Origin of the sequence: Nocardia mexicana NBRC 108244 (assembly GCF_001613165.1) — a bacterium.
Taxonomy (GTDB): domain Bacteria; phylum Actinomycetota; class Actinomycetes; order Mycobacteriales; family Mycobacteriaceae; genus Nocardia; species Nocardia mexicana.
This window is the reverse complement of sequence record NZ_BDBV01000100.1, coordinates 33837-56921: the sequence shown is the minus strand read 5'-3', so window position 1 is coordinate 56921 and position 23085 is coordinate 33837. Positions and strand designations below refer to the sequence as shown.

Annotated in this window: 22 protein-coding genes and 1 pseudogene; 12 read left to right on the top strand and 11 right to left on the bottom strand. The window is 68.6% G+C overall.

The genetic code is table 11. The features are described from left to right. Positions 1-12 precede the first annotated feature (12 nt). Positions 13-501 (top strand): DUF488 domain-containing protein, encoded by a 489-nt coding sequence (locus NM1_RS33590; protein WP_068029513.1) that lies wholly within the window; start codon positions 13-15, stop codon positions 499-501. A 162-nt stretch (positions 502-663) separates the two neighbouring features. Further along, on the top strand, positions 664-1455 hold the full coding sequence (locus tag NM1_RS33585) for an IclR family transcriptional regulator (protein WP_068029510.1): 792 nt from the start codon (positions 664-666) through the stop codon (positions 1453-1455). A 52-nt stretch (positions 1456-1507) separates the two neighbouring features. Here NM1_RS33585 and NM1_RS33580 read toward each other — a convergent pair whose 3' ends face one another. Then, a complete protein-coding gene (locus NM1_RS33580) occupies positions 1508-2338 on the bottom strand; it encodes a helix-turn-helix transcriptional regulator (protein ID WP_068029507.1) in 831 nt (276 codons plus the stop codon). Between the two features lie 101 nt (positions 2339-2439). Here NM1_RS33580 and NM1_RS33575 point away from each other — a divergent pair, with 101 nt between their 5' ends. From NM1_RS33575 to NM1_RS33565, 3 genes are read left to right on the top strand one after another with little or no spacing between them, the layout of a single operon-like run. Then, positions 2440-3162: an SDR family oxidoreductase gene (locus tag NM1_RS33575; RefSeq protein ID WP_068029504.1), complete on the top strand. Its 723-nt coding sequence runs from the start codon at positions 2440-2442 to the stop codon at positions 3160-3162. A 20-nt stretch (positions 3163-3182) separates the two neighbouring features. Further along, entirely contained in the window at positions 3183-3956 is a 774-nt protein-coding gene (locus NM1_RS33570; RefSeq protein WP_246011613.1) for an SDR family NAD(P)-dependent oxidoreductase, read from the top strand. Next, positions 3953-4738 carry an SDR family NAD(P)-dependent oxidoreductase gene (locus NM1_RS33565; protein WP_246011614.1) on the top strand — a complete coding sequence of 262 codons (786 nt, stop codon included), beginning with the start codon at positions 3953-3955 and terminating at the stop codon, positions 4736-4738. The genes NM1_RS33570 and NM1_RS33565 overlap by 4 nt, the downstream gene beginning before the upstream one ends. A gap of 10 nt (positions 4739-4748) precedes the next feature. Here NM1_RS33565 and NM1_RS33560 read toward each other — a convergent pair whose 3' ends face one another. From NM1_RS33560 to NM1_RS33550, 3 genes are all read right to left on the bottom strand, one after another. Continuing rightward, entirely contained in the window at positions 4749-6188 is a 1440-nt protein-coding gene (locus NM1_RS33560) for a short-chain fatty acid transporter (RefSeq protein ID WP_068029516.1), read from the bottom strand. A 147-nt stretch (positions 6189-6335) separates the two neighbouring features. Beyond that, positions 6336-7538 (bottom strand): lipid-transfer protein, encoded by a 1203-nt coding sequence (locus NM1_RS33555; RefSeq protein WP_068029496.1) that lies wholly within the window; start codon positions 7536-7538, stop codon positions 6336-6338. Further along, positions 7531-7977: a Zn-ribbon domain-containing OB-fold protein gene (locus NM1_RS33550; protein ID WP_425454318.1), complete on the bottom strand. Its 447-nt coding sequence runs from the start codon at positions 7975-7977 to the stop codon at positions 7531-7533. The genes NM1_RS33555 and NM1_RS33550 overlap by 8 nt, the downstream gene beginning before the upstream one ends. 132 nt (positions 7978-8109) lie before the next feature. Between NM1_RS33550 and NM1_RS33545 the strand changes: the two genes are divergently transcribed. Next, complete coding sequence (locus NM1_RS33545; protein WP_068029490.1) at positions 8110-8886, top strand: hypothetical protein; 777 nt, start codon at positions 8110-8112, stop codon at positions 8884-8886. A gap of 127 nt (positions 8887-9013) precedes the next feature. Then, entirely contained in the window at positions 9014-9433 is a 420-nt protein-coding gene (locus NM1_RS33540; protein ID WP_068029487.1) for an anti-sigma factor antagonist, read from the top strand. Between the two features lie 7 nt (positions 9434-9440). On the opposite strand, the gene NM1_RS33535 is transcribed toward NM1_RS33540, so the two are convergent. Next, entirely contained in the window at positions 9441-9989 is a 549-nt protein-coding gene (locus NM1_RS33535) for a hemerythrin domain-containing protein (protein WP_068029484.1), read from the bottom strand. A 175-nt stretch (positions 9990-10164) separates the two neighbouring features. Between NM1_RS33535 and NM1_RS33530 the strand changes: the two genes are divergently transcribed. Next, the gene (locus NM1_RS33530) at positions 10165-10383 is read left to right on the top strand and encodes an EF-hand domain-containing protein (protein WP_068029480.1); all 219 of its coding nucleotides are present in this window, start codon (positions 10165-10167) and stop codon (positions 10381-10383) included. Positions 10384-10396: 13 nt separating this feature from the next. On the opposite strand, the gene NM1_RS33525 is transcribed toward NM1_RS33530, so the two are convergent. Both NM1_RS33525 and NM1_RS33520 read right to left on the bottom strand, forming a co-directional pair. Beyond that, positions 10397-11695 carry a 2-hydroxycarboxylate transporter family protein gene (locus tag NM1_RS33525; RefSeq protein ID WP_068029477.1) on the bottom strand — a complete coding sequence of 433 codons (1299 nt, stop codon included), beginning with the start codon at positions 11693-11695 and terminating at the stop codon, positions 10397-10399. A 1-nt stretch (position 11696) separates the two neighbouring features. Continuing rightward, positions 11697-12782: a tartrate dehydrogenase gene (locus tag NM1_RS33520; RefSeq protein ID WP_068029473.1), complete on the bottom strand. Its 1086-nt coding sequence runs from the start codon at positions 12780-12782 to the stop codon at positions 11697-11699. Positions 12783-12916: 134 nt separating this feature from the next. On the opposite strand from NM1_RS33520, the gene NM1_RS33515 reads away from it, so the two are divergent. Beyond that, a complete protein-coding gene (locus tag NM1_RS33515; RefSeq protein WP_068029471.1) occupies positions 12917-13825 on the top strand; it encodes a LysR family transcriptional regulator in 909 nt (302 codons plus the stop codon). A 16-nt stretch (positions 13826-13841) separates the two neighbouring features. Here the strand turns inward: NM1_RS33515 and NM1_RS44730 are convergent, their stop codons facing one another. Both NM1_RS44730 and NM1_RS33510 read right to left on the bottom strand, forming a co-directional pair. Beyond that, a complete protein-coding gene (locus NM1_RS44730; RefSeq protein WP_246011619.1) occupies positions 13842-14645 on the bottom strand; it encodes an MSCRAMM family protein in 804 nt (267 codons plus the stop codon). Between the two features lie 144 nt (positions 14646-14789). After that, positions 14790-17102 (bottom strand): annotated as a pseudogene (locus NM1_RS33510) (MMPL family transporter); the annotation flags it as partial. 218 nt (positions 17103-17320) lie between these two features. On the opposite strand from NM1_RS33510, the gene NM1_RS33505 reads away from it, so the two are divergent. Both NM1_RS33505 and NM1_RS33500 read left to right on the top strand, forming a co-directional pair. After that, positions 17321-18109, top strand: a complete 789-nt coding sequence (locus NM1_RS33505) for a helix-turn-helix transcriptional regulator (protein ID WP_068029464.1) — start codon at positions 17321-17323, stop codon at positions 18107-18109. 182 nt (positions 18110-18291) lie between these two features. After that, positions 18292-19479 carry a 4-hydroxybenzoate 3-monooxygenase gene (locus NM1_RS33500; protein WP_068029462.1) on the top strand — a complete coding sequence of 396 codons (1188 nt, stop codon included), beginning with the start codon at positions 18292-18294 and terminating at the stop codon, positions 19477-19479. Here the strand turns inward: NM1_RS33500 and NM1_RS33495 are convergent. Next, positions 19440-21035, bottom strand: a complete 1596-nt coding sequence (locus NM1_RS33495) for an MFS transporter (RefSeq protein WP_068029459.1) — start codon at positions 21033-21035, stop codon at positions 19440-19442. The genes NM1_RS33500 and NM1_RS33495 overlap by 40 nt on opposite strands. Positions 21036-21291: 256 nt before the next feature. Next, a complete protein-coding gene (locus tag NM1_RS33490) occupies positions 21292-22284 on the bottom strand; it encodes an NAD(P)/FAD-dependent oxidoreductase (RefSeq protein ID WP_068029456.1) in 993 nt (330 codons plus the stop codon). Positions 22285-22376: 92 nt separating this feature from the next. On the opposite strand from NM1_RS33490, the gene NM1_RS33485 reads away from it, so the two are divergent. Further along, the gene (locus NM1_RS33485; RefSeq protein ID WP_068029452.1) at positions 22377-22973 is read left to right on the top strand and encodes a helix-turn-helix domain-containing protein; all 597 of its coding nucleotides are present in this window, start codon (positions 22377-22379) and stop codon (positions 22971-22973) included. The last annotated feature ends 112 nt before the right edge of the window (positions 22974-23085 follow it).

Here is a 23085-nt window from a genome sequence, read left to right as displayed (position 1 = left end):
TGTGGAGGTGCCGTGACGAGGCGCATCGCGACGATCGGCGTGTACGGCTTCACGGCCGACGCGTTCGTCGAGAAGCTCACCGGCGAGGGCGTGGGGCTGCTGCTCGATCTCCGTCAGCGCCGCGGCGTCCGGGGCCCCGACTACTCCTGGGCGAACTCGGCGCGGCTCCAGCGCACACTCGCCGCGGCGGACATCGGCTACCTGCACGTGAAGGAACTCGCCCCGACCACGGAACTGCGCCAACTGCAGTACCGCGAGGACGATCGCCAGGGCGTCGGCAAGCGCAACCGCATCGCGCTCGCACCCGAGTACACGGACCGCTACACCCGAGAGATCCTCTCCCCCTTCAACCTTCGCGCTCTCGCCGCCAACCTCCCGACCGACTCGGCCACCGCCCTCTTCTGCGTCGAACGCGACCCGCAGGCCTGCCACCGCTCCCTCGTAGCCACCCACCTCCACACCGAACACGGCCTGCCGCTCACCCACCTCCGCCCGCACTGACGCAGACACCGATGCACCGGTCGAATCGATCAGTACGGCACATACCCAGTCGTGGGTTAGGCGATGCGGTCGCCTATGTCCAGAAAGTGGAGGCTGAGCAGCCGCGGCTTGCTGCGGAGATGGAGGCCAGATTCAAGGAAGGGCGGTCCTAGACTGTCCTGTGTGACAGGACAGAAAGCCCAGAATTCGGCGGGGTATCGGGAGCGGAACTCCACCGCCGACCGGGCGCTCGACATCCTGCAATTGTTCTCCGAGGACAGGCTGGTGCTCAGCGGGGCGGAGATCTCGCAGCACCTCGGGGTCGCCCGGTCTACGGCGTACCGCTATCTGCAGACGCTGGTCAGCAGCGGGTTCATGGAGGATGCGCCGGGCGGGTTCCGGTTGGGGCCGCGCATCTTTCACCTCGCCCGGCTGGCCCGCGCCGGGATCGGGCTGTCGGAGATCTCGCTGCCGGTGATGCGCGACCTCGCCGCGCAGACCGGGGAGACGGTGCTGCTCACCCGCCGGTCCGGGCACGTCGTGGTGTGCCTGGAGCGGGTCGAGGCGAGTCAGCCGGTGCGGCTGTCCTACGACCGCGGCCAGGTGCTGCCCATCAATGCGGGCGCGGCGGCGGAGGTGCTGCTCGCCTGGGCGTCGTCGGAGGAGATCGATGCGGTGCTCGCCGAAGCGCCGCTGCGGCGGTTCACCCCGAAGACGCTGGTCGATCCGAAGCGCTTGAAGAAACGCCTCGCGGAGATCCGCAAGGACGGATTCGCGGTCTCCCGTTCGGAACTCGACGAGAATGTGGTCGGCGTCGCCGCGCCCATCCGCGATTCCGCCGGCGCCGTCCGCGCCGCGGTCAGCATCGCGGCACTGTCGGCCCGGCTGCCGGTCGAGGACACCGGCCTGACCGCCGAAAGGGTATGCGCGGCCGCCACGGAGATCGGCTCCCAACTGTCGCTGATCGAGGGCTGAGTGGCGCCCAGTATGACCAGCTCGGCCTGTGGTTTCCGAAAATAGGTTTCGCTCAGGGGTTTTCGCGTGCGGTAGCGGCCAGGGAGCCGAGCAGGGCGAGGGCTTCCGCGCTGCTCGAGCCGGGTTCGGCGTGGTAGACGACGAGTGCCTGACCGGGGCGGGAGCGGACGTCGAGCGTCTGCATGGTCAGGGTCAGTCGGCCCACGGCACGATGGTCGAACCGCTTGCGTTCCAAGGTTTTTCCGCGCGCGTCGTGATTGGTCCAGAGGTCGGCGAAGGCGGGGCTGCGGTCGAGTAGTTCGGAGAGCACCTGGCGGATCCGGGGGTCTTCGGGGGACTCGCCGTACCCGATCCGGAAGCCCGCCACGGAATTGCGAGCGACTTCGTGCCAGTCGACGTAGAAGGTGCGCGCCGCCGGGTCACCGAATACGACGTGCATGAGGTTGCGCGAGTGGGTCCAGTCGTGGAACAGCGCGTCGGCGATCGCATTGGAGGCGAGCACGTCGTAGGCGCGGTTGTAGACGATGGCGGGGTTGTCGGGCCAGGCGTCCATGAGCTGCAGCAGGCTCGGGTCGACGTGTTCGCGCACGGCGGCCGCACGCGCCCGCGGGGCGAGCCCGGCCAGCCGGAAAAGGTGCTGCCGACCGTCCTCGTCCAGGCGCAGCGCGGTAGCCAGGGCATCGACCACCTGAGCCGAGGGCCCACGTTCGCGCCCCTGTTCCAGCCGCACGTAGTAGTCGACGCTGACCCCGACCAGCAGGGCCACCTCCTCGCGTCGCAGCCCCGGAACCCGGCGGCGCCCGGTATCCGGCAGGCCGACCTCGTCCGGCCGGAGCCGCGCACGGCGGGCCCGCAGGTATTCGCCGAGTTCGGAAGGTGCCATACCGGCATGGTAGGCCGCCGCCGGCGCGACATCCTGGGTGCGTTACTCCCACGAGAACGGCGGCCTCCCGCCCCGGCGTTGTCCCGGACATCGTGGTCGGCATGGACAACACACCGAAGACGGTGCTCGTGACCGGAGCCAGCAGCGGAATCGGCGAGGCCGTCGCCGCTCGCCTGGCCGGAGCGGGACATCACGTCGTCGCGGGCGCGCGGCGCACCGACCGGCTGCACGCCCTCGCCGAACGCACCCCCGGCAACCTGCACCCGATCCGGCTCGACGTCACCGACCCGGCCGACATGACCGCGTTCGTCGAGGCCGCGCACGACCGGACCGGACGCGTCGACGTCCTCGTGAACAACGCCGGGGTCATGCCGCTGTCCCGGCTGGATTCGCTGCTGATCGACGAATGGAACCGGATGATAGACGTGAACATTCGCGGCCTGCTGCACGGAATCGCCTCGGCCCTACCGTATTTCACCCGGCAGCAATCCGGTCACTTCGTCACGATCGCCAGCGTCGGCGCCCACCAGGTGGTTCCGACCGGCGCGGTGTACTGCGGCACCAAGTACGCCGCCTGGGCGATCACCGAAGGACTGCGGCAGGAGTGCCACCCCTCGATCCGGGTCACCACCATCTCCCCCGGCGTGGTCACCTCCGAACTCGCCGACTCCATCACCGAACCCGGTGCGGCCCAGGCAATGCGCACCTACCGAGCCCACGCCATCGCCCCGGACGCCATAGCCGCGGCCGTCACCTACGCCATCGACCAGCCCGCCGACGTCGACGTGAACGAGATCGTCGTCCGCCCGGCCCGGCAACGCTGATGATCATCGAAAGGAGCATCGTGACCACTTCGAACACAACCGTCCCCGAGTCCTGGGACCTGACCGGTCGCGTCGCCGTCGTCACCGGGGCCGCGCGCGGCATCGGCCGCGCGACCGCCGTCCTGCTGCGTGCGCGCGGCGCCCGGCTGGTCGTCACCGATCGCCGGAATTCCGTGGAGGAGCTCGCGGCCGACGATCCGGACCACATCGCCGCACTCGTCGGCGACGTCGCCGACGAGGAAATGGCAAGCACTACAATGCAATCGGCCATCGATCGCTTCGGCCGCCTCGACATTCTCGTGAACAACGCCGGACGCACCCTGAACAAGCCGATCACCGACACCGGCGCCGAGGAATTCGACGAGATCGCGCGGATCAACGCGCGCGGCAATTTCCTGCAGGCCCGCGAGGCGTTTCGCGTGATGCAATCCCAGGGGGGTGGGGTAATCGTCTCGGTCGCATCGGTCTCGTCCGTCGTCGCCTTCCCGACCCAAACCGCCTACGCCGCGTCGAAAGGCGCACTGGCGCAGATCAGCCGCGTGCTCGCGGTCGAGGGTGGTCCACACGGGATCCGTTCCAACGCCGTGCTTCCCGGCGTGATCGACACCGACATCATGGAGGGCGTGGTCGACAACGGCCGCGAGATGCTCGCCTCCTTCGGCACCGCCCACCCGATCGGCCGCATCGGGCGCCCCGAAGAGGTCGCCGAGGCCGTCGCCTTCCTGTGCTGCGACGCCGCGAGCTTCATCACCGGCGCGCTGGTCGCCGTCGACGGCGGATGGACCGCGCAGTGAACACACGTGTCGGCGCGGGAGCGCAAATCAACGGACGGCTCACCGGCAAGGTCGCGCTGATCACCGGCGCGACCGGCGGTATCGGGCTCGCCACCGCCGAACTCTTCGCCCGCGAGGGCGCGCGGCTGGTCGTCGCCGACATCGACGGCGGCGCAGTCGACGTGCTCGCGGCGCGACTGCGGGCCGACGGCGCCGAGATCATGGGCGCGGAGCTGGATGTTTCCGCGGCCGACCAGTGGGCGCGAGTCGTCGAATCGACGCAGCGGAGATTCGGGGGTCTCGACATTCTGATCAATATCGCGGGAGTGGTGGACTGGGGCGGGATCGAGGACGCCGAGCGGGAACAGTGGGATCGCGTGATCGCGGTCAACCAGACCGGTACGTGGCTCGGCATGAAAACGGCCATGCCGCTGCTGCGCCGGTCGGGTTCCGCCTCGATCGTCAATACCTCGTCGGTCCTGGGCATCATCGGCAGTGGCGCGGCCGCCGCGTATCAAGCGTCCAAGGGAGCGGTACGGCTGCTGACCAAGACCGCGGCCGTCGAGTACGCCACCAGGGGCGTACGGGTCAATTCCGTGCACCCGGGGGTCATAGCGACACCGATGATCCGGGAGATCCTCGACGAACAGGGCGATCGACAGCCGGATATCGTGCGCACGCCCATGCGCCGCGCGGGTCTCGCGGGCGAAGTCGCGTACGCCATGCTGTTCCTCGCCAGCGCCGAATCCTCCTATGTGACAGGCGCGGAACTCGTCGTCGACGGCGGCCTCACCGCACACTGATCATCCGATGTCACGGGGCGGCGGGCAGGATCGGGGGCACGTAGTCGAAGGTCATGCCGAGCAACCAGACCAGCAGCAGGACCACCGGCAGGTGGAACAGGAACTGCAGGAACGTGAATCCGACCAGGTCGCGGGCCCGCAGCCGCAGCACCGCGAGCAGCGGGAGCATGAAGAACGGGTTGATGAGGTTCGGCAGCGCCTCGGCCACGTTGTAGATCTGGACCGTCCAGCCGAGATTCATCTGGACGTCGGTGGACGCCTGCATGACGTAGGGGGCCTCCACCAGCCATTTGCCACCGCCGGAGGGGACGAAGACACCCAGCACGACGGTGTAGAGGGCGATCACGACGGCGAACGCCCCGCCTCCGCCGATGCTGGTGAAGAACTCCGCCAGATGTTCGGAGACGGTATGCCCGCCAACACCTTTCGCCTTCGTCAGAATCGCGGCCATGGCGGCGTACAGCGGGAACTGGACGAGGATCCCGGCCGTGGCGGGCACCGCGAGGGAGACCGCCTGCAGGAACTTGCGCGGGGTGCCGTGCAGCACCAGACCCAGCATCAGGAAGACGAGCAGATAGCCGTTCAGATTGCTGGCCACGGTGAGCACGGGCTTGGCCGCGAGCTGAGATATCAACCAGCCCAACGTCATCAACCCGGCCAGGATCGGCAGGATCCGGCTGTACTCGAGCCACTCCCCCGGCCGGGACCGCGGCGCCGCCTCCGCCGGCTGGTCGTCCAGATCGACGTCCAGGTCCTGGGCGGTCTTGACCGCAGCATCCTTGGGCGCCGAGAAGTGCGCGATCACAACCGTCAAAGCCATGATGATCGCGCACATGAGCAGCGACTGCCACGTGAAGATCGTGGTCCCGAAATCGAGCACGCCGGTGATCTTCAGCAGCGCCGCGGGCAGCGACGAGGCGGTGGCCTGCAGCTGCGCGGCCGAGGACGAAATCCCCAGCGCCCACACCGCACCCAGCCCCATGAACGCCGCCGCACCCAGCGCCCGGTAGTCCACGCGCAGATCGGTGCGCCGGGCGATCGCGCGGGCCAGCAGGCCGCCGAACACCAGACTGAGCCCCCAGTTCAGGAACGAGATCGACATCGACAGGAACGCAACGAAACTCACCGCACTGCTCGCGCTGCGCGGCACGGTCGCCAGCCGGTCGATGAGCCGCGCGACGGGCGGCGAGGTCGCGATGACGTATCCGGTGAGCACCACCATCGCCATCTGCAGCGTGAAGGCGGTCAGATCCCAGAAGCCGTCGCCGAACACGGTCACGACCGTGCGCGGCGACGACCCGTTGGCCAGCGCCGCGACCGCCACCAGCACGACACCCGCCAGCGCCACGACATAGGCGTCCGGAAACCACTTCTCGGTCCACCGCGCGAGCGACTGCGCAACCCGCGCCAGGCCCTTCTCGGAGCTGCCTTCTTCGATCATGGACGTCATGTAGTTGTTCCTCATCCCTCATGCATCGCCGCGACGCTATGTGACGCGTCACACATGCCTGATCGGTGAGGTTAGATGCCCGGACAGGGACGGGCAATGACGAAGTCCGCAGGTACCGTCTGCAACAATGCAGATACCGGGTCCCGGTCAGCGGGTGGCGATCACCGCCGAGCCGTGACCGAACAGACCCTGGTTCACCGCGATACCCGCACGGGCGCCGTCGACCTGACGGCCGTCGGCCTGACCGCGCAACTGCCACGTGAGTTCGCAGATCTGCGCGATCGCCTGCGCGGGAATCGCCTCACCGAAACAAGCCAGCCCGCCACTCGGATTCACCGGCACGCGTCCACCCAATGTCGTTGCGCCGCTGCGCAACAGCTCCTCCGCACCGCCCGTCTCACAGAGCCCGATATCTTCGTACCAGTCCAGCTCCAGTGCGGTGGACAGGTCGTAGACCTCCGCGAAGGAAAGGTCGGCGGGCCCGATTCCGGCCTCCTCGTACGCGGCATGCGCGATGGCGGAACGGAATACGCGCGGTGGCGCCTCCACCGCCACGGCGGAATCCGTCGCGAAATCGGGGAGGTCGAGCACGGTCTTCGGGAATGTCGGCGTAACCGTCGACAGCGCCCGGATGCGCACCGGATCGGCGATGCCGCGGCGTTTCGCGTACTCCGTCGACGTCAGCACCAGAGCCGCACCGCCGTCGCTGGTGGCGCAGATGTCCAACAGCCGCAACGGATCCGACACGATCGCCGACGCCGCGACCTCCTCCGCCGAGACCTCCTTGCGGTAGCGGGCATACGGATTGTTCAGCCCGTGCTTGGCGTTCTTCACCTTGACCGCGGCGAAATCGTCCAGCGTCGCACCGTGCAGCGCCATCCGGCGGCGGGCGTACAGCGCGAAATAGATCGGGTTGGTGGCGCCGAGCAGATGGAAGCGCAACCAGTCCGGATCGTCGCGGCGTTCACCGCCGACCGGCTGGAAGAAACCCTTCGGGGTGGCATCCGCGCCGACCACCAGCGCCACGTCGGTCAGCCCGGCCAGGATCTGGGCGCGGGCGTTGGCGATGGCCTGCGCACCCGAGGCGCAGGCGGCGTAGCTGCTCGAGATCCGCGCCCCCGACCAGCCCAGCGCCTGGGCGAACGTCGCGCCCGAGACGAAACCGGGGTATCCGTTGCGGATCGTGTCCGCTCCGGCGATGTACCCGACGTCGCGGTGGTCCACCCCGGCATCTGCCAGCGCCGCACGCGCCGCGACCAGCCCGTACTCGACGAAATTGCGGCCCCACTTGCCCCACTGGTGCATACCCGCACCGAGGACCGCGATGTCACGTTCGTTCGCGTCAGGCATCGACGGGCCTCCACATCCACACCGTGTGCTCCGCTTCCTCGTCCTCGTAGAGCACGCCGAGGGTCAGCTCGACCGGCATGCCGACGGCCAGGTCGTCGACCGTGAGGCCGCGCACCACCTGCCCGAGAATCACCATCTGCTCGACCTCGAGTTCCACCGCCGCAACGACATACGGCTCGAACGGATCGGGCGAGACGTAGGGCGGGGGCGGCTTGTACCGGGCATCCGCGTACGACCAGATCCGGCCGCGCGTCGAGAACAGGTACTCGGCCAGCTCGGAGCCGTCCTTCGCGCTCGCACACTGCGGGTTGCGGCAGGCCAGCGTGTTCCGCGGGAAATACGGTGTGCCGCACACGTCGCAGCGGCTCCCCACGAGACGTACCGCGCCGTCGTCCGCGGTGAACCAACCGGCCACGGCGGGGCGTTGTTCTTTCTGCACGCACCCGACCGTATAGGAACACGTTCTATTTTGGGGCGGAAATCCGGTCCGGCGATGCGCGTGCGGAGGTACGGTGGGTGCGGATCGAGGCCACGACGACGCCTCGAGTCGACCTGGAGTACCGCAACGCCGATGGGCACCGAAACCATTGACCCGCAGTCGATCCGCAATGTCACGATCATCGGGGACCCCGACGAGACGACAGGCGTCGCACACCGGCTGCTTCGCTTCGCCGGGCCCGGTTCCGGCGCCGCGACCACGGTCCGCTGGGCGACGGGACGGGTCGATCACACGATTCGCATTGCGGAGTTGTCGACCCACGCTCCCCTCGCGGACCTGCAGCGGCGCATCCGCGTGGCCGACGGAGTGATCGCGGTCGCGAACGCCGCCGTGCCGAGCGCCCCGCTCGCGACGACACTGCGGGTGGCCGACGACCACCAGGTCGCGCGAATGTGCCTGGTGACCGGGCTGGATCAGCCCGCCGCCGACTTCGACCGCTGTGTCCGGGCGATCGCCGATACGCGGGGCGCGGTGCCGCTGACGCTGCAGCTACCGCTCGGCACCGGCCCCGAGTTCGGCGATGTCATCGACCTGCTCACGATGTGGGCGCTCGAACCGATGGCCGAGCAGTTCTACGGAAACCGCTGGCAGGACGCCGAGCGTCGGTACCGCGAGCTGGTGGCCGCGGTGACGGAGGACCCCGCCGCGTCGAATCTCGAACCGCGAGCGATCCCGCCCGAGCAGTTACACCACCGCATCCGCCGTCTCACACACCTCGGCGAGGCGGTGCCCGTCCTGTGCGACGCGACGCCGACGCGTGACGACGTCGCCCCGCTCCTGGATGCCATCGTCCGGTATCTGCCATCCCCCATGCATGTCTGCCAACCGGAACACGCCCTCGACTATTGACCGGCGACCCCCTGTACGGAACCGGCGTGTCCATGTTACGAAGGTTGTACGGGCCGATCTCGAAACCCGCCGGGATCGACTCCCGTCGCTCGGCGGAACCGAGCGCCGCGACAATCGGGAGCGCACCATGCGCACTACTGTCGACCATTTCCTGACCCGCCCGCGTACCACGATCCCGTTCACGCACGAACCACCCGACGCCCGGACCAGGCTGCACGCCACCACCCGGCGCCGCGGCCGGGCCACCATCGTGTGCCCCCGTGGCGCGGCCGACGCCTACACGCTGCTGACCTGGAAGCATATGTTGCGCGAGGCCGCCGACACGACCGATCCGCCGGGCCCGCTCGTGATCGACACCGACCGGCTGGAATTTCTCAGCTGCCGCGCGCTGGGAGTGCTTGCGGACGAAGCCGATCGGTGCCGCCGCCACTGCATCGACCTGCGCCTGGCCGGGTCCCAACCGGCGGTCGCGCGCCTGGTGGAAGCCGCGGGCCTGCATGTGCGGCTGCCCGTGTTTGAGGAAGTCGACGCGGCCGCACCGCGGTGACGGCGGGTCAACGCGCGCGGCGGTGCACCGCGTCGCGGAGGCGGTCGGTCAGACCCAGCACCGGGGCGACGAGACCGCGCGCCAGTGGCGTTCGCCGCGCGCTCGGGTGCGGGCGGGTGGGCGCCATGCGTTCCGCCTCCAGCACCGATCGCCCCAGCTCCGTCCGGGTCTCGGCGGGGAGCGCCAGGAACCCCGGGTACTCCTGCTGTTCCTCCTGCGCGCAGTGCAGCAGGGCCGCGCTCGCGAAATCACCGAAGTCCAGGTCGAATCGCGGATCGTCGACGCCGCGCTCGTACAGCATCGCGAGATCGCGCTCGAGCCCGTTCTCCTGCAGCATCAGCTGGTCCACCACATCGGCGGGGACGCCGTGACCGCGCGCGGCCGGATGCGCCACCTGATGTTCGGAGAACTCGTGGGCGGCGAAGGCGCGCACCAGATCGTCGAACTGGGCGCGCCTGTCGCCCTCGCCGCACCGAATCCGGTCCAGCAGTTGCTTGATTCGGGCGTGCCGCGTGGTCAACAGGCCGACGATATCGGATTCGATCTCTGGATACATTGTCCCTCAACAGCTCTCGCGTCATTCGAGTACGGGCGGGCGCTGTTCGGCTACCCGTGGAGGGCCCGGGCAAACACCCGCACCGGACGCGGCTCACGGCCCGGCGAGTTCCGGTACGGCAGGGGTGGGATACTCCTGTGGCCGGTTCGGTCGTAGCAGAGTGAAGGAGTAGGTCGTGGGTGCGTTTACCGTGGCGGAGGCGAAGGCGGTATTCCAGAAGGTCGATGTCAGCGGAGACGGCTACATCACCCTCGAGGAGTACGCGAAAGCTGTTGAGGCATACGGGTTCTCGTCCGAGTCGGCCAAGGAGTCCGCGCTCGCGATTCTGGCACGGACCGATCTGGACGGCGACAAGCGGATCAGCCTCGAGGAGTTCCTCACGCTGGTGAGCTGATCGGCCGCCCGGCTCAGTGGACGAGGCGGATCAGCCACGCCGCCGAGATCACCGTGGACACTCCGCCGATCCGGGTGGAGATCTGGGCGAACGGCATGAGGTTCATGCGATTCGACGCGGACAGGATCGCCACGTCACCGGTCCCGCCGAGGCCGCTGTGGCACACGGTGACCAGCGCGGCGTCGATCGGGTACATGGCAATGAACCGCCCGACCACGAACCCGGTCACCGCCATGGCCAGGACCACGGCCGCACAGGCGAGCACATAGCCCGGGGACAGCACCCCGAGGACATTGGCCAGCGGCAGGTACAGCATGCCGAGACCGACCATCGTCGGATAGATGAAGTACCGCGAGATGATCGCGTAGACGGCCCGCGCGTCGGTCTCCACCGCGGCCGGGAAGACGTCGAACAGCTTGCACAGCACCGAGAGAATGATCACCAGGATCGGGGCGGGCAGGTGCACGACCCGCTCGAGCAGCGTCGCCAGCACGAACAGCCCGGTGATGGTCAGCACGCCGAATGCGTAATTCGGCTCCCGCGTGGGTGTTTCGGCGGGCGCGCTCGCCAGCGCCGGATCCGGCGACCTGACCAGTTGCCCGCCGCCGTCCAGATTCGGACGGCGCTCGCCGAGCCTGCGGAGCATGCCCGCGGTGACGATGGCGACGATATTGCCGATGATCGCGGCCGGAATCAGTTCGGCCAGATAGCTTCCCGGCTCGCCACCGAGGGCCGAGGCATACGCCGAGGACAGCGGAATGACACCCTCGCCGATCCCGCCACCGATGATCGGCACCACGATGTAGAACAGCGCCCGGTGGAACTCGTATCCGAATGCCATCGCCGTGCCGAGCCCCGCGGCCACGGCGACCACGGTACCGGCGATCAGCGGTGGGAATATCCGAATCAGCCCGCCGATCATCAGCCTTCGGCTCATTCCCAGGATGCTGCCGACCACCAGGGTGCTGATCACGAAGTACAGGAAGTTCGCTTGCTTCATCAGTACCGTGACGGCCTCGAGGGTGTTCTGCTCGAAGGCGCCGAGATACACCAGGATCGACGGCCCCATCAGGCAGATGAGCGCTCCGCCACCGATTTTCGAGACGATCGGCAGCCGGTTGCCGAGCGGCCCCAGCAGCGAACCGAGGCCCACGATCACCGCCAGCCCGCCGATCATGTTCTCCGGCACCGCGTCGAAGTAGCCCGCGGCCAGCACGGCGGCGGTCAGCCCGACCGGCACGATCAGCGGCACCCCGTCCAGCCGCGGTACACCGCGTCGCAGGGTCTGCCCGGTCTTGTCCTTCAGGCTCATGTCAACTCGCCGCGTTCCCGAGCTGGGCGGATACGGCCTTGCCAAGCGATGCGGTGGTGCCCACGCCGCCCAGATCGGGCGTCAGCGCCGTAATGCCGTCCACCAGAACGGATTCCACCGCGTCGAGTACGGCCGCGGCGGCATCGTGCTCGCCGAAATGGTCGAGCATCATGGCGCCACTCCAGATCTGGCCGATGGGGTTCGCGATGCCCTGCCCGGCGATATCGGGTGCGGAGCCGTGCACCGGCTCGAACAGGCTCGGAAAACGCTTCTCCGGGTTGATATTTCCGCTCGGCGCGATGCCGATGGTCCCGGCGCACGCCGGTCCCAGGTCGGACAGTATGTCCCCGAACAGATTGCTCGCCACCACCACGTCGAACCAGTCGGGGTGCAGGACGAAATTCGCTGTGAGGATATCGATATGGAATTTGTCGGTTCGCACCTCGGGGAACTCGGCCGCCACGGCGACCACCCGTTCGTCCCAGTAGGGCATCGATATGGAGATGCCATTGCTCTTGGTCGCCGATGTCAGATGCCGCTTCGGCCTGCGGCGCGCAAGTTCGAAGGCGTACTTCAGGATTCGGTCGACACCCGTGCGGGTCATGACCGTCTCCTGAACGACCGTCTCCCGCTCGGTGCCCTCGAAAATCCGGCCGCCTATGCTGGAATACTCGCCCTCCGTATTCTCGCGCACGACGTAGAAGTCGATATCCCCCGGCACCCGCCCCGCCAGCGGGCCGGTGATACCGGGTAGCAGCCGCACCGGCCGCAGGCTCACATACTGATCGAAGTGCCGCCGGAATTGCAGCAGGCTCCCCCACAGCGAGATGTGGTCCGGCACCACATCGGGCCATCCGACGGCACCGAAGAAGATCGCGTCGAATCGCCCCAGTTCCTCGAACCAGCCGTCCGGCAGCATCTTTCCGGTAGCGACATAGTGATCCGCGCACGCGTAGTCGAACTGCTCGAATTCGAGCGCGAAATCGAATTCGGCGGCCGCGGCCCGCAGCGCGCGCAGCCCCTCCGGAACGACCTCCTTACCTATTCCGTCGCCGGGAACGACCGCGATCCGATACGTTGCGCCCATCGTGGTGAATCTCCTTCGCTCGGATGGAATTTCGTTTGTGCGATGGATCACAACGGTAGGCTGCGATATCCAGGCGGCGATAGCGCAGAACGCGCAAGAGAGTTTTTCCGATTCGGAAACAACGAGGAGGTCCGGTGCGAGGCGGGCACAGCGACGACATCCTGTTCTTCGACATTCTGGCCCGATGCCGCAGCCTCACCGAGGCGGCGCGGGAGCTCGGCGTCTCGGTCTCGGCGGTCAGTAAGAGGCTGGCCCAGATCGAGGCTCGACTGGGGGTACCGCTGATCCAGCGCACCACCCGGCGGCTCGTCCTCACCCCCGAGGGCCGCCGCTACGCGACCGGAGCGGCGGTGATCGCCGGCCAACTGGAGGAACTCGAGGACTCGATCTCCGAGCAGCACGACGAGCTACGCGGCCGGGTACACGTGCGCTCCACCATCGGCCTGGGCCGCGCGCATATCGCCGCGCTGGTCGCCGAATTCGTCACCGCGCACCCCGGAATCCACATCGATCTCGAACTGTCCGCGATGCCGCTCAACATCGCGGGCACCGGATTCGATATCGACATCCACGTCGGCGCCCTGCACGATTCCCGTCTCACCACCACGCGACTGTGCCGCAACCGCCGAGTCGTCTGTGCCGCACCGGATTACGTCCGCCGCCACGGACTGCCCGGCGACCTCACCGATCTGGAACGCCACAACTGCCTCGTGCTGAAGGAGAACGACAGCGACTATTCCCTGTGGCGATTCGCACCCGGGGGAAACGACACCGCCGTCCGGGTCACCGGCAACCTCGTCAGCAACGACGGCGGCGTCATCACGCGCTGGTGCCTGGAGGGACGCGGGCTCGTCATGCGTTCGCTGTGGCATGTCGGGCCGCTGCTGCGCGACGGCACCCTGATCAACGCCCTGCCCGACATCCCGACGCCCAGTGCCGACATCTACGCGGTGTACGCGGCGTCAGCGGCGCTCCCCCGCCGCACCCGCGCCGTCATCGATCATCTGAAACACGGTCTGCAAGAACGGATCCCGTTCACCTAGGCGTGGGTGAATCGGCTCACGACAACCCCGCGTGTTCCTCGGCGTCGAAGCCCAGCCGCACGTCGTGGTCGATCTCGCCGGCGGTGACGGTCACCCGCCCGGTGACCGGAGGATAACCGCGGGCCACGACCGTGTACTCGCCCTCGGGCAGGTCGGCCACCGCGTAGCGGCCGTCCATATCGGTGCGGGCGGTACCGACGGCCGCGCCGGACCGGTCGAGCACCGTGACCTCGGCGTCGTACACCGAGCCGCCGTCGGCGCGCACCGTTCCGGACAGCATCGCCATGGGAGCCAGCTCGACATCGAAACGCAAGCGGCCGCTGGCGGGCACGGTCAGCGTCGTCGCGGTGGGCCGTGCCCCCGCGGCGACCGCCACGAGAGTGTAGGTCCCCGCCACGACGCCATGGCAGGCGTATTCGCCGTCCGCCGCCGACACGGCGGCGCCGACCACCTCGCCCCGCAGGTCGGTCACGGTGACCGTGGCTCCGGACACCGGTTCGCGCACGGATGTGCGCACCACACCGGACAATTCGCCGGACCCCTGCAGCGTGAGGTCGATACGCTGGGCGCCGTCCACGGTGGTGACGTTGACCGCGGCCGGTTGATGCCCGTTCGCCGAGACGATCAGGACGTAGGCGCCCGGCGCGGGCGGCTCGATGGTGTAGGAGCCCCCGCTGTCGCCGGTCGCTCGCGAAACCTGGTGTCCGCGTGGGTCGATCAGCGTCAGCGCCGCATCCGGCACCGGCTGCCCGTCCTCACGGTGAACGCGGCCACCGATCGCTCGGCCGTTGGCCGAGGCGACTACCTGCCCGGTGGCCATATCCGAAACCCGATGCGCCCCACCATCGTCCGGTGCCGCATGCCGACCGCCGAGCACCGGCTCACGCTCCACGAGGGCCGACGCCGAGACCGCAGGCTCGGGCATCGCCCCGGCCTCGGCGACCGGCGCCGACTCGGCGTGATCGGGCGCGCCGGCGACGTCCTGGTCGCGCTGCTGCAGCGCCCGCAGCTTCGTCCCCTCGACATCGATATCCGGCAGGATGCGGTCGAACCACTTCGGAATCCACCAGGACCATTTGCCCATGATCACCAGCAGGGCCGGGACCAGCACCATGCGCACCAGGAAGGCGTCGACGGCGACACCGGCGGCCAGCGCGAAGCCCATCGACTTGGCGGTGGCGTCGGATTCCAGCAGGAACGACCCGAACACCGAGATCATGATGATCGCCGCCGAGGTGACCACGCGGGCGCCGTGGTGGTATCCGGCGATCATGGCGTCCTTCGGCGATTTGCCGTGCACGAACTCCTCGCGCATCCGGGTCACCAGGAATACCTGATAGTCCATGGCGAGCCCGAATACCAAGCCGATCAACATGATCGGCAGGAAGCTGACGATCGGCTGCGGATCGGAGATCAGGCCGAAGGCGCCCTCCTGGAAGATCAGCACCGTGGCGCCGAAGGTCGCCGCCATGGAGAGCAGGAAGCCCAGAGCCGCGGTGAACGGGACCAGGATCGACCGGAATACCAGGATCAGCAGCACGAAGGCGGCTCCGGCCACGATCGCCAGGTAGGGGACGATCTTGCCGAGCAGGACGTGGTCCATATCGGCATAGATGGCGGTGGTGCCGGTGATGCCGTATTCGATGCCGTACTGCGCCGTGAGCTGACCTTCGGCATCGCGCGCATCGCGCACGAGATCCTTGGTGCCCTGGTCGTTCGGCCCCGCCTTCGGAACGCCGGTGAGCATCGCGCCCAGCCCGTTCTCGCTGAGCCGCGGCGCGGTGACGTAGTCCATCTCCGGGAAGGCCGCCAGCCGGTCGCGCAGCGCGGTGACGGCCGCTTCGCGCTGTCCCGCAGGGACATTCGCCAGATCGGCGGCCACCATCAGCTTGCCGTTGCTGCCCTCGCCGAAGCCCTCGGTGCGGATGTCGTAGGCCTGCCGGACCGTCGAGTCGGTCGGGAAGCTGTCCTCGCCCGGCAGACCCAGCTGCAAATTCAGCGCGGGAGTGGCCAATGCGGCCAGCGCCGCCACGGCGATCGCCAGCGCGACCCACGGCGCCTTGCCGATCAGTCGCCCGACCCGCATGCCGTTGGTGACCGAGGTGTTGTCCTCGGGGTCGTGCCGGGCGACCAGCGGCAGTTTCGGCTTGAACAGGAAGCGGCCGAACGCGCCCAGCAGGGCGGGCATCAGAGTGACGGCCGTGAGCACGGCGAAGACGGCCGCGATGGCCCCGCCGAGGCCCATGAAGGTCAGGAACTTCACGCCGACGACGCCGAGCGCGCTCAGCGCGATGATCACGGTGAGACCGGCGAACACCACCGCCGAACCCGCGGTGCCGACCGCGGTCCCGGCCGCCTCCTCCGGGGTGTCGGCGACGTTCAACTCGTGTTTGTATCGCGAGACGATGAACAGCGCGTAGTCGATGGACAGCGCGATACCGATCATCGACGCCAAAAACGTTGTGAAGCTGGGCACCTCGATGACCGCCGTCCCCAGCATGATCACCGCGGTGGCGGCGCCCAGGCCGACGATGGCGGTGATGATCGGGACGAACGCGGCCACGATGGCGCCGAAGGCGATCACCATGACGACCAGCGCCACGCCCATGCCGATCATCTCGGCCTGGCCGCTGGGCTGCTCCTGCTTCTGCGCAATGGCGCCGCCCAGCTCGACGGTCAGCCCCTGCTCGCGGGCGGGCCCGGCCACCTTGTACGCGGCCTCGCGCTCGGCATCGGTGATATCCATGGCCGACTCGATGTCGAACGGCACCGAGAGCACGGCGACGGTGGCGGGCGCCTCGGAGTTCAGCACATTGAGCGGGGCGCCGGAGCATACGGCGGGGTCGGCGGTCTTCAGGCAGCCCATTCGCTCGGCCGCGTCGACCGGATTCATCAGCGTCGCAGCGTCTTTGTCGGTGACGAGCCGATGGCTGTCCGCACCGTCGCCGATCGACAGCGTCTTCAGATCGGCGATCAACCTGTCGATGGCGGCGCGGTTGCCCGGGTCGGTCAGCTTCGTCCCCTCCGGCGCCCGGATGACGTAGTCGCCGCCGACGGCGTCGATGCTGAACTGTTCGGACATGCCGGGGAACTGCTTGTCCAGGATCTCCGTAGCGCGTTCCGACGGCAGCGACGGCATGCTGAACTCATCGCTCATCGGCTTGCTCACCCCGAAGCCGAAGCCGGAGAGCAGCACGAAGAGCACCAGCCACACGGGCAGAACTATCCACTTGCGGCGGAAGGCGAACTTCCCCCATCGGTACAGATAGACGGACACGAGTGGATGCTCCTCAAGCTGATCGGATTGCGCTGGGGTAAGGCCGTAGACAGCACCCGCCGCGGCCGCTCAACACGCGAACCGCCTCCACCGGACACCCTCTACCTACCGTGCGGCAGGTAGCCTACAGAGTCATAAGCGGAGGAGCAACCTCTACTTCCGAGCAGAGTAACAACCCATCAGACCCGCGAGCCTGACCACCGGCAGACTGGTACCTGATGCCGAAAACTCGCCAGGCCACTTCCCGGCATTCGATACCCGAGGCCATGCCCAGCGGGGCCGGGTGGCTGCCGCACGGCTACCGTCTCGAACCCCATACCCACGTCGAGGGGCAGCTGGTCTACGCGGCGGCCGGGACGATGGCGACCACGACCGAGCGCGGCACCTGGGTCGCACCGGCGAACCGCGTGACGTGGACGCCGCCCGGCTTCGCCCATTCCCATCGCTTCTACGGACGCACGGACGCCCGCATCCTGACCATTCCTATCGACCTGTGCGGCGAACTCGTGGACCACCCCAGCGTTTTCGCCGTCGGTCCGCTGCTGCGCGAGGCCGTCTTGACGCTGACCGACGACCGGCCGGAGACCCGCCCCGGCGCCCACCGACGACTGCTCACCGTGGTGATCGATGAACTCTGCGACACCGCCGAGCAATCGCTGCACCTGCCCGAACCCGGCGACGACCGCCTGCGCGCCGTCACCGACCTCCTGCACGCCGATCCCGCGCGCCCCGAGACGCTCGCCGAACTGGGGCACGCCGCCGGAGCCAGCGCACGCACGCTGAGCCGCCTGTTCCACACCGAGCTCGGCATGAGCTTCCACCGGTGGCGCACCACCCTGCGCATCCACCACGCCCTGGCCCACCTCACCGGCGGCATGTCGGTCACCGACACGGCCATGGCGTGCGGGTGGTCGAACCCCTCCGGTTTCATCGACGCCTTCGCCGAGGTCGTCGGGCAGACTCCCGGAAGTTATCAGGCCGAGCTGCGCAACGGCCCCACGCCGTAGCGACCGGCTCGAGGAACCCGGCGCGAGTTTGGCGAGTTTTCGGTATCGGCTGTCCATTTGCCGGTTGGGCGCGGGTGCGGGCGAGACGACAGTGGTCGGTACGCCGCACCATCCGGGTGGGGCACGGGCGTTCACGCTTGCGCGCGTTCCGCCCGCCGTCTCTGTAAGGAGCTCGAAAACCCATGGCCAACAAGGGCAAAGACACAACCGTCGTCATCGTCGGAGCCGGAGTCGCCGGGCTGGCACTCGGTAATTTCCTGCTGCGCAAGGGCATTGCGTGCATCGTGCTGGAAAAGCACACTCGCGAATACGTCGAGCAGCGGCAGCGGGCCGGATCCCTCGACGCCGGCGGCGTTCGCCGACTGCGTGATCGGGGGCTGGGCGAGGTCGTGGAGGGCCACAGCCACGATGCTGCCGCTTCCGGTGTGCCGCTGCTGATCGAGGGAGAGCAGCGGCAGTGGAGGATGGGCGACTCGGAGGACGCCGACGGTGCCTTCTGTCCGCAGCAGATCCTCGTCCGCAACCTCATCGAGGTCTTCCTCCGCGACGGTGGGGACCTGCGCTTCGGCGCCGACGACGTATCGCTGCACGACGTCGACACCGAGCGCCCGCTGGTTCGCTACCGCGACGCCGACGGCGTGACGAAGACCGTCGGCTGTGACTTCGTCGCGGGCAGCGACGGGTTCCACGGCGTCACCCGGACGGCCGTTCCCGCCGACGTCCTCACCTGTGCCACGCACGTGTTCGGGTACGCCTGGCTCACGGTCATGACGGAGGTGCCCGCGGATCCCCCGGCGGTGCTTGCGGTGCACTCCCGCGGCTTCGCCGCACGAATCACCCGCGGCCCGAATGCGAGTCGCGTCTACCTGCAGTGCCCGCTCACCGACACCGTCGAGCGGTGGCCGGACGAGCGCGTCTGGAGCGAACTGGCGGCCCGCTTCGGCGAGCCGGTCGTCGCAGGGCCGATCGTGAGCAAGGAGGTCGTGCCGCTGCGCGGAGTGGTGTTCAGCCCCATGAGTTACGGCAACCTGTACCTGCTCGGCGACGCGGCGCACCTCATCTCGCCGATGAGCGCGGAGGGCATGAGTCTCGCCCTGCACGACGCCGACGTGTTCGCCCGCGCCGTCACCCACCTGGTGGAGAACCACGATTCCAGCCTGCTCGAGGGCTACTCCGACACCTGCCTGGACCACACGTGGCAGCGGCAGGCCTCGGCGGTCCGGGTGACCGAGATGATGCACGACTCCGGCGACCCGTCCTACGAAGGGGAATTCCGTCGGCAGATCGCCCGGAAGAACCTGGAAGCCATCCTGGAGCCGGTCGCGGCGAGTCATCGGGCGGACACTGCCGCGGCGGCCTCCGTGTCGTAATCGTCTGTAGGAGTACGGTTCTCGGGGCCGCGGGCGACGATATAGAGGAACAGGACGCCCATGACGACCACGCCCGCCCACATCGCCTGCTGCCAGCCGTCGACGAAGGACTGCTGGGCCGCGTCCACGATAACCTGCCCGTGAGTGCCTGCGCCGCTGGCGGTTTCGATCGCATGGGCAACGCCTCCGCGTGCGGAGTCCGCCGCATCCCGAGGGATGCCGTCGAGCCTGTCGTCGATGGCGCCGCGGTAACCGGCGGACAGGAGCGCACCCAGCAGCGCTACTCCGAGTGCCGTACCGAATTCGCGAGTGACGTCGTTGACCGCGGAGGCCACGCCCTGCTTCGCGCGTGGCAGGGAACCGGTGATCGCCTCCGTGGCGGGCGTCATCGCGAGGCCCATGCCGAGGCCGATGGCAATCATGCCGGGGAGGATGGACAGGTACCCGCCCTGCACCGAAACGAGCACGGCCATGAGCGCAAGTCCGATGCCTGCCAACGCGATTCCGATGGCCATGGTGGCACGGGAACCGATGCGGGCGGCCAGTTTCGGGGCGAGGCCGGAGGTCATCATCATCAGGACGGCCATGGGCATCTGGGCGAGCGTGGACAGCAGGCCCGACCAGCCCAGCACGGCCTGGAAGTACGGGAACAGGACCACGGCGATGCCCGCCTGGACGCCGAAGACAGTCAGCAGGGTGATCGAGCCGCCCGCCAGGCCGCGCTCGCGGAACAGGCGCACATCCAGCAGGGAAGCGTTGCGGCGGCGCAGTTCCCAGGCCACGAACGCGACCGTGGCGACGAGACCGACGGCGAGGCCGGTCAGGGTGACGAGGTCGCTCCAGCCGCGCTCCGGTCCCTCCTGGAGGACGAAGACGAGCCCGACCACGGCCACGCCGGAGGTCAGCGCACCGAACAGGTCGAACGCGTGGCCGGAATGCTCGCGGGAGTCGGGAACCGACCGCAGCGTCATGACCAGGGCCACGATGGTCAGGGCCACGGGCAGCACGAACAGCCAGCGCCAGGTCGCGACGTCGGCGAGCAGCGCGGAAAGGAACATGCCGAGGATGCCGCCGCCGCCCGCGACGCCGGTCCACACGCCGATCGCCTTGCCGCGCTCCTCCTCGGGAAAAGTGGAGGTGATCACGGCCAGGGTGATCGGCATGATCATCGCCGCGCCCACGCCGCTGAGAGTCCTTGCGACAAGCATGATTTCGGCGTTCGGGGCCAGGCCCGCCGCGACGTTCGCGATGCCGAAGACACCCAGCCCCGCGACGAGCACGGGCTTGCGGCCCAGCCGGTCGCCGAGCGCCCCGAGCGGGAGCAGCAGCGCGGCCAGGACGAGGGTGTAGATGTTGATGATCCACAGGACGGTGGTCTGCGAGGCGCCGAAATCGACGGCCAGATGGGTCTGGACCACGTTCAGGCCCGAGACCGAGGCGATGACGGCCATCAGCGCGACGGAGACGGCGACCAGGATTGCGCGCAGTCGACGCGCGTCCGGCACTCCGCTGTCCTCGAATTCGCTTGGCGTGGGCGCGGATTGGTGCTTACTCATGCGGGTCCTCTCGAGATGACATGTGGGATCGACGGCGGACCGAGCTCGGTCGCCGGGCTTTCGGCCTGGGCGGTCACAAATCGTTGCGACACGGCAATTTCCGTCGCGAACACTCGGACGGTGTCCGTCCAGACCGGAGGTCAGTCCCCCGACGGAGCGAACTCGGTCGCCCGGGCCGGACCGCGACGCGGTCGCGCAGTGCACCGTGCGGGAGCACGGCGGCCGGGAGCACGGCGCGTGGGTCAGGCTGTGGCGGTTACGTTTTCGCCGCGACGACGGCCGCGTCGGTGTCGGCCGTGGCCAGCAGGGCGTTGATGTGCGAGCCTGCCAGCGCACCGGCCGCGGCGGAGGCGCCCACCTGGGCGGTCAGGTCGGTGGCGTTGCCGACCACCCATACGCCGGGGACGTCGGTGGCCCCGGCCATACCGGAGGCGAAGCGGCGGCCCATGCCCTCGGGCAGGTCCTCCATGGGCAGGCCGAGGCCGTCCAGTCCCTCGGTGCGGGCCTCCATTCCGGCGACGACCGCCAGCACTCGGCGTTCGATCAGCCGACCGTCCGCCAGACGGATCCCGGCGATGCGGCCGTCGAGGTCGTCGACGACTGCGGCGACCGGGGTGTCGACGACGCGGATTCCGCGCGCCGCGAATCGTGCACGGGTGTCCGCATCCAGGACGGTGTCGCGGGTGAAGTACACGAGATCGTCGGTCAACTGCCGGAACAGCAGGGCGTGGTGGATCGAGGCGGGCCCGACGGCGAGGATCCCGATCGGCTCGTCACGTACCTCCCAGCCGTGGCAGTACGGGCAGTGGATCACGCTGCGGCCCCAGTGCTTTGCCAATCCGGGCACCTCCGGCAACACGTCTCGCAGTCCGGTGGCCACCAGCAGCCGGCGCGCCGACACCGTCCGGCCGTCCCGCAGCGTGACAGTGAACCGCAGGTCGTCGGACGGAGCGGCAGGCTCGGCCGAGACGACCTCGCCGAAGACCACCAGACCCCCGTAGGAGCGGACCTGCCGCCGCCCGTTCTCCAGAAGTTCGAGCGGCGGAGTGCCGTCCAGACCGATGAAGCCGTGCATGGCCTCGGCGGGTGCGTTGCGGGGCGTGCCGCTGTCGACCACCACCACGGTGCGGCGGGAGCGGGCGAGCATCAGTGCGCCGTTGAGGCCGGCCGCGCCGCCGCCGATCACCACGGTGTCGACGGTCTCGCCCGGCAGGGTGTCGCTCGCATACTCGGCAGTCGTGGCAGCCATGACCTCACCCTTTCCCGGTGCTCCAGCCGGCTGTTCCGGGCCGCTACCGAAACGCTAACCCCGCTTTGCACTGCAGGCATACACTTTTGCCTATGACGCAAGAGGACGGTGAGCTGGACAGCCTCGTGCGCAAACGCATCCGCGCGCTGCGGGTGGCGCAGGGCTGGTCGCTGGAGGAATTGGCCACCCGCGCCAACGTCAGCCAGTCCACGCTGTCCCGCATCGAGAACGGTCAGCGCCGCCTCGCGCTCGATCAGCTGGTCACCCTGGCCCGTGCTCTCGACACATCACTGGACCAGTTGGTGGAGACGGCCTCCGACGATGTGGTCATCAGTCCGATGATCGACGGTGCGCACGGGCTGATGCGCTGGCCCATCAAGGGCGATCCGGGCATGACGGTCATGCGCCAGCGGATGACCGAACCACCGCCGGACAACCCCGCCCGCATGCGCGCCCACCCCGGCCGCGAATGGCTCGTCGTCCTCTCCGGCACCGCGATCCTCATGCTGGGCCACCGCCGCTTCCGCGTCGAGACCAACCAGGCCGCCGAGTTCCCCACCATGCTCCCGCACGCCATCGGCACCGCGGGCGGCCCCTGCGAGATCCTGGGCATCTTCGACCGCGACGCCCGCCGCGGACACCAGCGCGACAACACCACCCCGCGCACCGACGGCGGAGAGCCCGCCTGATCCGCACCCTGTGGGACAAATCGACCGTGAGATCGCCTGGCCGCAGCCACAATTGGGTTTCCGAGAGTTGCCACCGAGAGGAGCGGCGGTCAGCAGATCGCTCGGTTGCGTC

Excerpts from the sequence above, each read along its gene's own strand:
- NM1_RS33580 (WP_068029507.1), bottom strand. The coding sequence starts at position 2,338 with ATGGCACCTTCCGAACTCGGCGAATACCTGCGGGCCCGCCGTGCGCGG.
- NM1_RS33575 (WP_068029504.1), top strand. The coding sequence starts at position 2,440 with ATGGACAACACACCGAAGACGGTGCTCGTGACCGGAGCCAGCAGCGGA.
- NM1_RS33560 (WP_068029516.1), bottom strand. The coding sequence starts at position 6,188 with ATGACGTCCATGATCGAAGAAGGCAGCTCCGAGAAGGGCCTGGCGCGG.
- NM1_RS33555 (WP_068029496.1), bottom strand. The coding sequence starts at position 7,538 with ATGCCTGACGCGAACGAACGTGACATCGCGGTCCTCGGTGCGGGTATG.
- NM1_RS33545 (WP_068029490.1), top strand. The coding sequence starts at position 8,110 with ATGGGCACCGAAACCATTGACCCGCAGTCGATCCGCAATGTCACGATC.
- NM1_RS33540 (WP_068029487.1), top strand. The coding sequence starts at position 9,014 with ATGCGCACTACTGTCGACCATTTCCTGACCCGCCCGCGTACCACGATC.
- NM1_RS33535 (WP_068029484.1), bottom strand. The coding sequence starts at position 9,989 with ATGTATCCAGAGATCGAATCCGATATCGTCGGCCTGTTGACCACGCGG.
- NM1_RS33525 (WP_068029477.1), bottom strand. The coding sequence starts at position 11,695 with ATGAGCCTGAAGGACAAGACCGGGCAGACCCTGCGACGCGGTGTACCG.
- NM1_RS33520 (WP_068029473.1), bottom strand. The coding sequence starts at position 12,782 with ATGGGCGCAACGTATCGGATCGCGGTCGTTCCCGGCGACGGAATAGGT.
- NM1_RS44730 (WP_246011619.1), bottom strand. The coding sequence starts at position 14,645 with ATGGCCACCGGGCAGGTAGTCGCCTCGGCCAACGGCCGAGCGATCGGT.
- NM1_RS33505 (WP_068029464.1), top strand. The coding sequence starts at position 17,321 with ATGCCGAAAACTCGCCAGGCCACTTCCCGGCATTCGATACCCGAGGCC.
- NM1_RS33500 (WP_068029462.1), top strand. The coding sequence starts at position 18,292 with ATGGCCAACAAGGGCAAAGACACAACCGTCGTCATCGTCGGAGCCGGA.
- NM1_RS33495 (WP_068029459.1), bottom strand. The coding sequence starts at position 21,035 with ATGAGTAAGCACCAATCCGCGCCCACGCCAAGCGAATTCGAGGACAGC.
- NM1_RS33490 (WP_068029456.1), bottom strand. The coding sequence starts at position 22,284 with ATGGCTGCCACGACTGCCGAGTATGCGAGCGACACCCTGCCGGGCGAG.
- NM1_RS33485 (WP_068029452.1), top strand. The coding sequence starts at position 22,377 with ATGACGCAAGAGGACGGTGAGCTGGACAGCCTCGTGCGCAAACGCATC.